Genomic DNA, 7,367 nt, shown 5'->3' with positions numbered 1-7,367 from the left:
TAACCGCACGGAACTGGCGGTTCTGCCTGTGGAGGCATGAGCCTATGAGACGGGAAGCTAATAGGACGAATAAAACCGTCCCTGAATTGACCGAGGTTTTTAGATACTATGACCTCGCGAAGCAGGTCGTAGCAGTTCATTGCGAAAAGGCGAGGGAGGATTGAATGTGGATTCTGTAGCAATGTGCGATGTGTTGACAAATATAGAGAAAAAATATCTCGAACATGGTCCTTATGGCGAAATAACCCCCGAATCATTCGCCCGTATTCAAAGGGCAATTCAAATCGCGATCGGTATTTATTGATTTACCAATCTAAAGCTATATTGAGTGACTGCGAGCCTCTTAGCCTTCATCTATCTACTTAAGACAAACAATTGCAAAGATCGTAACTCTAATTAATACTTGATGCGATCGCTTGCTTCATCTCCACTTATTTAAAAGTTGTTCGACCTTTTTATCCGCTTGTTCCTTTACGCGACGGTTGTTAGACCAATGTTCGGGAAATCTTCTTTCTAAAATCCAAGCAGCAGCCCGCCAATCATTTTTACTTGCATTATTGATATTTTGCAATAAATTAATTTCACCAATTGCGATCGCCTTATTAACCTCTGCCGAAAAATCGGCAAATTGTTCGTTGTTAGGTCGATCTTTCGGATTTTCTCCGTTACCTCGTTGTATCCATTCTCTGTAGGTGCTGTAGGCGATATTAACGCGATCGCAAACTTTTTGTGGCGGAATACCCAACTTTAATAATTCGACTATCTTCTCTTGTAAAGTGGGCGTTAACTTACAAGGTCTACCTTTGTTCGCCATATCGACGTTGATGATTTCTATCTACGATTTTATTTTGTAGAGATGGAACTGGATTTAAAATTAATCGTGCTGGAGGTACAAGAATTAGCTGTTCTCGTTCGGGCTATTCAATTCTAGGTGGCATCCAACCCGATATCCTTAAAAAGCGCATGGGAGATTTTAGCGATCCATCTGGGCTTTGGGCAAGATTTATTTGGGTAAATCTACCTGTTAAGAAAAAAGTGTTCCCCGATGGTTTTGCTTCTATTCAAACCGATGAATTACTTGATTCTCTTTATCAACAACTGGGTAAAATACAAACCTCTTAGAAAATTACTAGAATTGCATATTACTCTAAGTAGTTTTTTGAACTACAAAAACCAGCTTTCTTACATACTTTTAGACAGATAGGTTTCATTTCTACTAGAAAATTACTAGAAGATTTTTAGCTCTAAACTTCTGTAAACTTTACAGGGTATGGGTTAGATGCTATTTCAAAAACGGGACTGACGGGGCTCGAACCCGCGACCTCCTGCGTGACAGGCAGGCATTCTAAACCGACTGAACTACAGTCCCTATCTGGTTTGATGAGGATTGACCTGAGTCTTTCTTTGTTCGTCACGAATCTAATATTAACACATAAAAACCGAAGATAAACAAAAAAATAAATTTACTCTCTCAAAATATTCAAAATAGCTTTTTTATAGTTTTGAGACTCTTTGGAAAATCCTTTGACGACAAGGGTTTTCCAAAATACCAACAAAGATCGAGCAAAAGATTCGAGATATAAAAATAGGCTGGGCTGCGCTCCAAGTTATGAGTAATGATTAATGAGTCAAATTATGTTATTGAAGCTATCTCAGGAGCGAAAAATGTATCTTAAATTAATAGAGTAAAAAAAACTCTATAGAGATAAAAACTATACAACTGTACGACCATTGCTTAAAATAACCTCAAATTCAATGTTATTCTACTTTTGTGTGGTTATTTAAAATTTCGTTATATTGGCGAAATAACATTTCATCCACCGCAGTTATACGAAATAGAAGTTTTAATTTAACTTATTAGAGAATAAAGCCTCATGGATGTTATTCAAACAACAATCCCCGATGTTTTGATCGTCGAACCAAAAGTATTTGGGGACGAGCGGGGCTTTTTTATGGAAAGCTTCAATGAAAAAACCTTTACAGAAAAGACAGGGGTTACTACCCAATTCGTACAAGATAACCATTCTCGCTCGGCTAAGAATGTTTTGCGAGGTTTGCACTATCAAATAAAACAACCCCAAGGCAAACTAGTGAGAGTTGTGGCGGGAGAAGTTTATGATGTAGCAGTGGATATTCGTAAAGGCTCTCCTACTTTTGGACAGTGGGTAGGGTGCTTATTAAGTGAGACTAATAAAAGGCAATTTTGGGTTCCTCCTGGATTTGCTCATGGCTTTGTGGTGCTATCGGATACAGCAGACTTTTTATATAAAACAACCGATTATTACGCCCCAGAATACGAGCGATCGATTTTGTGGAACGATCCCGAGTTAAATATCGACTGGAAAATTGAAGGAGAGCCAGTATTGTCGGCAAAAGATAAAGCTGCCTCCCCTCTAGCAGAAGCAGAGGTGTTCGAGTGAGCAAAATTTTACTCATTGGCATTACGGGACAAGTAGGACAAGAATTGCAGCATACCCTAACTAGTTTGGGTAAAGTTATTGGTGTTGACAGAAAAGAATTAGATCTTACTCAGCTAGAACAAATCAAAGCCAAAATTGCCGAGATAAAACCAGATATAATTGTTAATGCTGCTGCCTATACAGCGGTCGATAAAGCTGAAACCGAAACAGATCTGGCGATCTCTATTAATGGTAATGCTCCCAGAGAAATTGCCCTGGCAGCCCAAGATCTGGGGGCGATGGTGGTACATATCTCCACTGATTATGTATTTAACGGCAAAAACCATACTCCTTATCTGGAAACCGATGTTACAGATCCTTTGGGTGCCTATGGAGAATCAAAACTACTAGGGGAGAAAGGAGTCAGAGAAAACTGCGATCGCCATATTATCCTCCGCACTGCCTGGGTATATGGCTCTAGAGGACATGGTAACTTTGTTAAAACCATGCTGCGCTTGGGAGAAGAAAGAGAAGAGTTAAAAGTAGTTGCAGATCAAATTGGCAGCCCTACTTGGTCTTACAATATTGCCGAAGCCATTACTAATTTATTAACTAAAGCCCAAACAGATTCGACGGTTAACGGCACTTATCATTTTAGTAATAGTGGTGTTGCTAGTTGGTACGATCTGGCAGTGGCTACTTTCGCAGAAGCACAGAAACTAGGCTTTCCTCTAAAAATTCAAAGAGTCTATCCCATTACTACTGCTGACTATCCTACTCCCGCCCAACGACCCGCCTATTCGGTTTTATCTAAAGGCAAATACACCACAGTTACCGAGATTTATCCACCCCATTGGCGAGAATCATTAAGGGCTATGTTAGCTGAATTAAAAGATCTAAAAGCCAATAGTCAATCAACCATTTAACCCGAATAAATCCCACAAAATAACAACCATGAAAGCAATAATTCTCTCTGGTGGTAAAGGTACGAGATTGCGCCCCCTAACCTATACTGGAGCAAAACAACTAGTACCCGTCGCCAATAAACCAATTCTTTGGTATGGTATCGAGTCGATTGTCGCAGCAGGTATTACCGATATTGGGATTATTATTAGCCCCGAAACAGGAGAAGAAGTAAAATCTAAAACTGGTAATGGCGATCGCTTTGGGGCGAAAATCACTTATATCAAACAAGACGAGCCTTTGGGTTTAGCCCATGCTGTAAAAGTAGCTCAACCCTTTTTAGGGGACTCAGATTTTGTGATGTATTTGGGAGATAACCTAGTTCAAAGTCAATTAGATTTATTCCTGGATAAATTTCAGTCTCAACATCTCGATGCTTTAACTTTGTTATGCGAAGTAGAAAATCCTAGTTCCTTTGGGGTAGCAAAGGTAGATGCCAGAGGTAAAGTATTAGCATTAATTGAAAAACCTAAAGATCCTCCTTCCAACTTGGCATTAGTAGGAGTTTATTTATTCTCCCAAGAAATTCATAATGCGATCGCAGCTATTAAACCATCTGCTAGGGGAGAATTAGAAATTACCGATGCCATTCAATATTTAATCGACCAACAAAAAAGTGTTGCCTCTTTCAAACTAGAAGGCTGGTGGTTGGATACGGGAAAAAAAGACGATCTTTTAGCTGCCAATCAAATTATCTTAGATGATTCTATTGAATCAATCTTAGAAGGAAAAATTGACGACCAAAGTAAAGTTAGCGGTCGAGTCAGCGTCGGTAAAGGCTCTAGCATTACCAATTCTATGATTCGTGGTCCTGTAGCTATTGGGAATAATTGCCATATTGAAAATTGCTTTATTGGCCCTTATAGCAGTATTGCCGATGGTACTACTCTAATTGATATCGATATCGAACATAGTGTGATTCTGCAAGGAGCGACTCTGGAAGGAATTAGCGATCGCATTGTCGATAGTCTGGTGGGAGAAAGAGCCCATCTTAAAGCAGCACCCCAACGCCCTAAAGCTCTACGCTTCATGATTGGCGACGATTCTAAAATCGAATTAACCTAAACTAATATCAATAACCATTAATGACACAGGAAAATAGAAAAACTCGCAATATTTTAATTACAGGAGGGGCGGGTTTTATTGGCTCTAACTTCGTCCATCATTGGTGCAATAGCTATAAAAGCGATCACCTAGTGGTTTTGGATGCCCTTACCTATGCAGGAAATAAAGCCAATCTAGCCAGCCTGGAAAATAATTCCCACTTGAAATTCGTCCAGGGAGATATTTGCGATCGCCCTTTAATCGACAATTTACTAGAGTCAGAAAATATCGATACTGTCGCTCACTTTGCCGCAGAATCCCATGTAGATCGCTCGATTATTGAACCTGGTGCATTTATTCAAACTAATGTAGTAGGTACTTTTACCCTCCTCGAAGCTTTTCGCCAGCGTTGGAATAGTCGGCAGCAACCAGAGAGCGATCGCTTTCTGCACGTCTCTACCGATGAAGTTTATGGTAGTTTAGAAGCCGACGATCCTGCTTTTAGCGAAACTACACCCTACAGCCCTAACAGTCCTTATTCCGCTTCCAAAGCTGGTAGCGATCATCTCGCACGAGCCTATTTCCATACCTATGGAATGCCTACTATAATTACCAATTGCTCTAACAATTATGGTCCCTATCACTTCCCAGAGAAGTTGATTCCTTTGATGTGCATTAATATCCTTTTGGGCAAACCCCTGCCCGTATACGGCGACGGACAGAATATTAGAGACTGGTTGTATGTCGAAGATCACTGTCGCGCTTTGGATACAGTAATTCACCAAGGTAAACCAGGAGAAACTTATAACGTCGGTGGTAACAACGAAGTTAAAAATATTGATTTGGTAGAAAAATTGTGCGCCTTGATGGACGAATTAGCCCCAGATCTTCCCGTCAGACCATCTAAAAAACTAATTACTTTTGTCAAAGATCGGGCAGGACACGATCGCCGTTATGCGATCGACGCTAGTAAAATCAAAAACGAACTGGGCTGGAGTCCCCAAGAAACTGTAGATGGGGGTTTGCGTCGCACTGTGGAATGGTATCTAGCTAATAGTGATTGGTGGAAGCCATTACTCAGCGAAGAATATAAAAACTATTACGCCAAAGTTTATAGTTATTCTTAGTTCGACTCGATTTATCTTTATTAGCCTCCTCACATTAAAGGAATTTTAAGTGTATTACTGTGAGGAGATATTTTTGTTTGTTAATATTATTTTTTGATAGATATTAACATTTTCAGATCGGAAACTATTGATAAATAATTAATTTTAAGAAAAAGCTAAAAAATTAATATTTAGTAAATTATAATCATTATAATTTATGTTGTTATCTTTTTTTTTGCCGATTAATTTTTATACTATTTGAATTTTGATTCTTCTTATGATATTTTAAATGTCGAATAAAATACATTTGTTTTATAATGACAGCTAATATCATTCAAACTTTTGACTCCTTTGATTCCTCACCTGTAAATTTTGTAGATGCAGGCAATTTGCTGTATTTTACTACGGTTGATGGAGAGCAATTATGGAGTACTGATGGTACATCCGCAGGAACGATTAACCTGTTGGACACAGCAGTCAATCCTGATATTCCAGATGAAAATTTTAGCTTTAACTTCTCTGAAGATAGTCCCAATGGAGGTGCTATTGGAATCGACGGACAGTTGTTTTTTTCAGGTTCTGGAGAACAAAACGGAACAGAGCTTTATTTGAGTAATGGTGCTACGGGCGGAACTCAGCTTCTAAGAGATACAGATCCCGAAGGTTCGGGCAATCCTACGAATTTCGTCGATATTGATGGCAGACTGTTTTTTACAGTACGAGATGAAAGAAATCGCCATAATCTTTGGGTAAGTGATGGTACTACTGAGGGGACTAATTTAGTCATCAATTTTGATGTTGCTCGATTTGCAGAACAAGGACTAGACGGAGATATTTTCTTTAATGCTTTCGATGCTGATAATGCAGCCAACTCTGGATTGTATAGGAGTGATGGTACTGCAGGCGGTACGCAGCTAATTTTTAATATTCCTAACAATCAATCTGGTGCTAATGAAGTAGCCGTTGCCGATGATAATGTATTTTTCTCTTTTTTAGGACAGCTATATGTCAGCGATGGTACTGCCGCAGGAACTCGTTTGCTCGAAGATTTTGAAGAGTCTAATCAGGATATCTCTAGTTTTACTGCTGTGGAAGATAAAATATTTTTCACAGTTAACGATCCAGAAATTGGCGTGGAATTATGGGTAAGTGACGGTACGGACGAAGGGACTAGATTAGTTAGAGATATTCGTCCTGAAGAAAGGCAGAATGGTACTCCTATCAATGAAGGTTCAAATCCTGGAAATTTACTTGCTGTAGGAGATACTTTATTTTTTACTGCCGATTCTGATGGAGATAATCGTCAAGAATTGTGGCAAAGTGATGGTACGACTGAGGGTACTAATTTAGTAATAGATTCTGCGGAAGGTGAATCTCGTATTGGGGAGGATTTCATAGATGTCAACGGAACTCTTTATTTTGTAAGATCGGGTGATAATCCAGGTACTAGCCAAATATGGCAAAGTGATGGAACACCAGAAGGAACTATTCCAGTTGATGCGGAATTTGTTAACGAAAATGGCGAACCATTAGAGTTATCTGGTGCAGATATTTTTGAATTTGACGATAATTTATACGGTACTGGTGCATTGAGACCCAATCCTGGGGTTAATCCAGTAACAGGATTATTTTCTATTTCTAATGAAGATAGTGGTGGCAGTGTAGAAGAACAACCAGATGATAACAATGGTGGAATAGGAGAACAGCCCAATATCGGAGATGATGAGCTCACTGGTAGTACTGTCTATCGCTTTTTCAATAACGATTCGGGAGTGCATTTCTACACTGCTAGTGAAGTAGAAAGAGATGCCGTAAGAGAACTAGACAATTTTAATTTTGAAGGTGCGTCATATTT

The 7,367-nt window shown here is 39.3% G+C and carries 7 protein-coding genes, 1 tRNA gene and 1 pseudogene; 7 read left to right on the top strand and 2 right to left on the bottom strand.

Features of this window, described 5'->3' with window-relative positions; genetic code table 11:
• Positions 1-166: 166 nt before the first annotated feature.
• The gene (locus AC33VI_RS15980; RefSeq protein ID WP_491783260.1) at positions 167-304 is read left to right on the top strand and encodes a hypothetical protein; all 138 of its coding nucleotides are present in this window, start codon (positions 167-169) and stop codon (positions 302-304) included.
• 117 nt (positions 305-421) lie between these two features.
• Here AC33VI_RS15980 and AC33VI_RS15975 read toward each other — a convergent pair whose 3' ends face one another.
• Positions 422-814 carry a hypothetical protein gene (locus tag AC33VI_RS15975; RefSeq protein ID WP_491783259.1) on the bottom strand — a complete coding sequence of 131 codons (393 nt, stop codon included), beginning with the start codon at positions 812-814 and terminating at the stop codon, positions 422-424.
• 26 nt (positions 815-840) lie between these two features.
• Between AC33VI_RS15975 and AC33VI_RS15970 the strand changes: the two genes are divergently transcribed.
• Positions 841-1,122 (top strand): DUF3987 domain-containing protein, encoded by a 282-nt coding sequence (locus tag AC33VI_RS15970; RefSeq protein WP_491783261.1) that lies wholly within the window; start codon positions 841-843, stop codon positions 1,120-1,122.
• Positions 1,123-1,294: 172 nt separating this feature from the next.
• On the opposite strand, the gene AC33VI_RS15965 is transcribed toward AC33VI_RS15970, so the two are convergent.
• A tRNA-Asp gene (locus tag AC33VI_RS15965) sits at positions 1,295-1,369 on the bottom strand.
• 505 nt (positions 1,370-1,874) lie between these two features.
• Here AC33VI_RS15965 and rfbC point away from each other — a divergent pair.
• From rfbC to AC33VI_RS15940, 5 genes and pseudogenes are all read left to right on the top strand, one after another.
• Entirely contained in the window at positions 1,875-2,420 is a 546-nt protein-coding gene (rfbC, locus tag AC33VI_RS15960) for a dTDP-4-dehydrorhamnose 3,5-epimerase (RefSeq protein WP_491783258.1), read from the top strand.
• Positions 2,417-3,325 (top strand): dTDP-4-dehydrorhamnose reductase, encoded by a 909-nt coding sequence (gene rfbD, locus AC33VI_RS15955; protein ID WP_491783257.1) that lies wholly within the window; start codon positions 2,417-2,419, stop codon positions 3,323-3,325. The genes rfbC and rfbD overlap by 4 nt, the downstream gene beginning before the upstream one ends.
• Before the next feature lie 28 nt (positions 3,326-3,353).
• Complete coding sequence (locus AC33VI_RS15950) at positions 3,354-4,427, top strand: glucose-1-phosphate thymidylyltransferase (protein ID WP_491783256.1); 1,074 nt, start codon at positions 3,354-3,356, stop codon at positions 4,425-4,427.
• Positions 4,428-4,447: 20 nt separating this feature from the next.
• Complete coding sequence (gene rfbB / locus AC33VI_RS15945; protein WP_491783255.1) at positions 4,448-5,533, top strand: dTDP-glucose 4,6-dehydratase; 1,086 nt, start codon at positions 4,448-4,450, stop codon at positions 5,531-5,533.
• A 296-nt stretch (positions 5,534-5,829) separates the two neighbouring features.
• Positions 5,830-7,367 (top strand): annotated as a pseudogene (locus tag AC33VI_RS15940) (hypothetical protein); the annotation flags it as partial.

This window comes from Waterburya sp. (assembly GCF_058530065.1).
The sequence above is the reverse complement of the archived record's forward strand: the minus strand, read 5'-3'. Positions and strand labels throughout refer to the sequence as shown.

Coding starts and splice junctions, on each gene's coding strand:
- AC33VI_RS15975 (WP_491783259.1), bottom strand. CDS start 814: ATGGCGAACAAAGGTAGACCTTGTAAGTTAACGCCCACTTTACAAGAG.
- rfbC (WP_491783258.1), top strand. CDS start 1,875: ATGGATGTTATTCAAACAACAATCCCCGATGTTTTGATCGTCGAACCA.
- AC33VI_RS15950 (WP_491783256.1), top strand. CDS start 3,354: ATGAAAGCAATAATTCTCTCTGGTGGTAAAGGTACGAGATTGCGCCCC.
- rfbB (WP_491783255.1), top strand. CDS start 4,448: ATGACACAGGAAAATAGAAAAACTCGCAATATTTTAATTACAGGAGGG.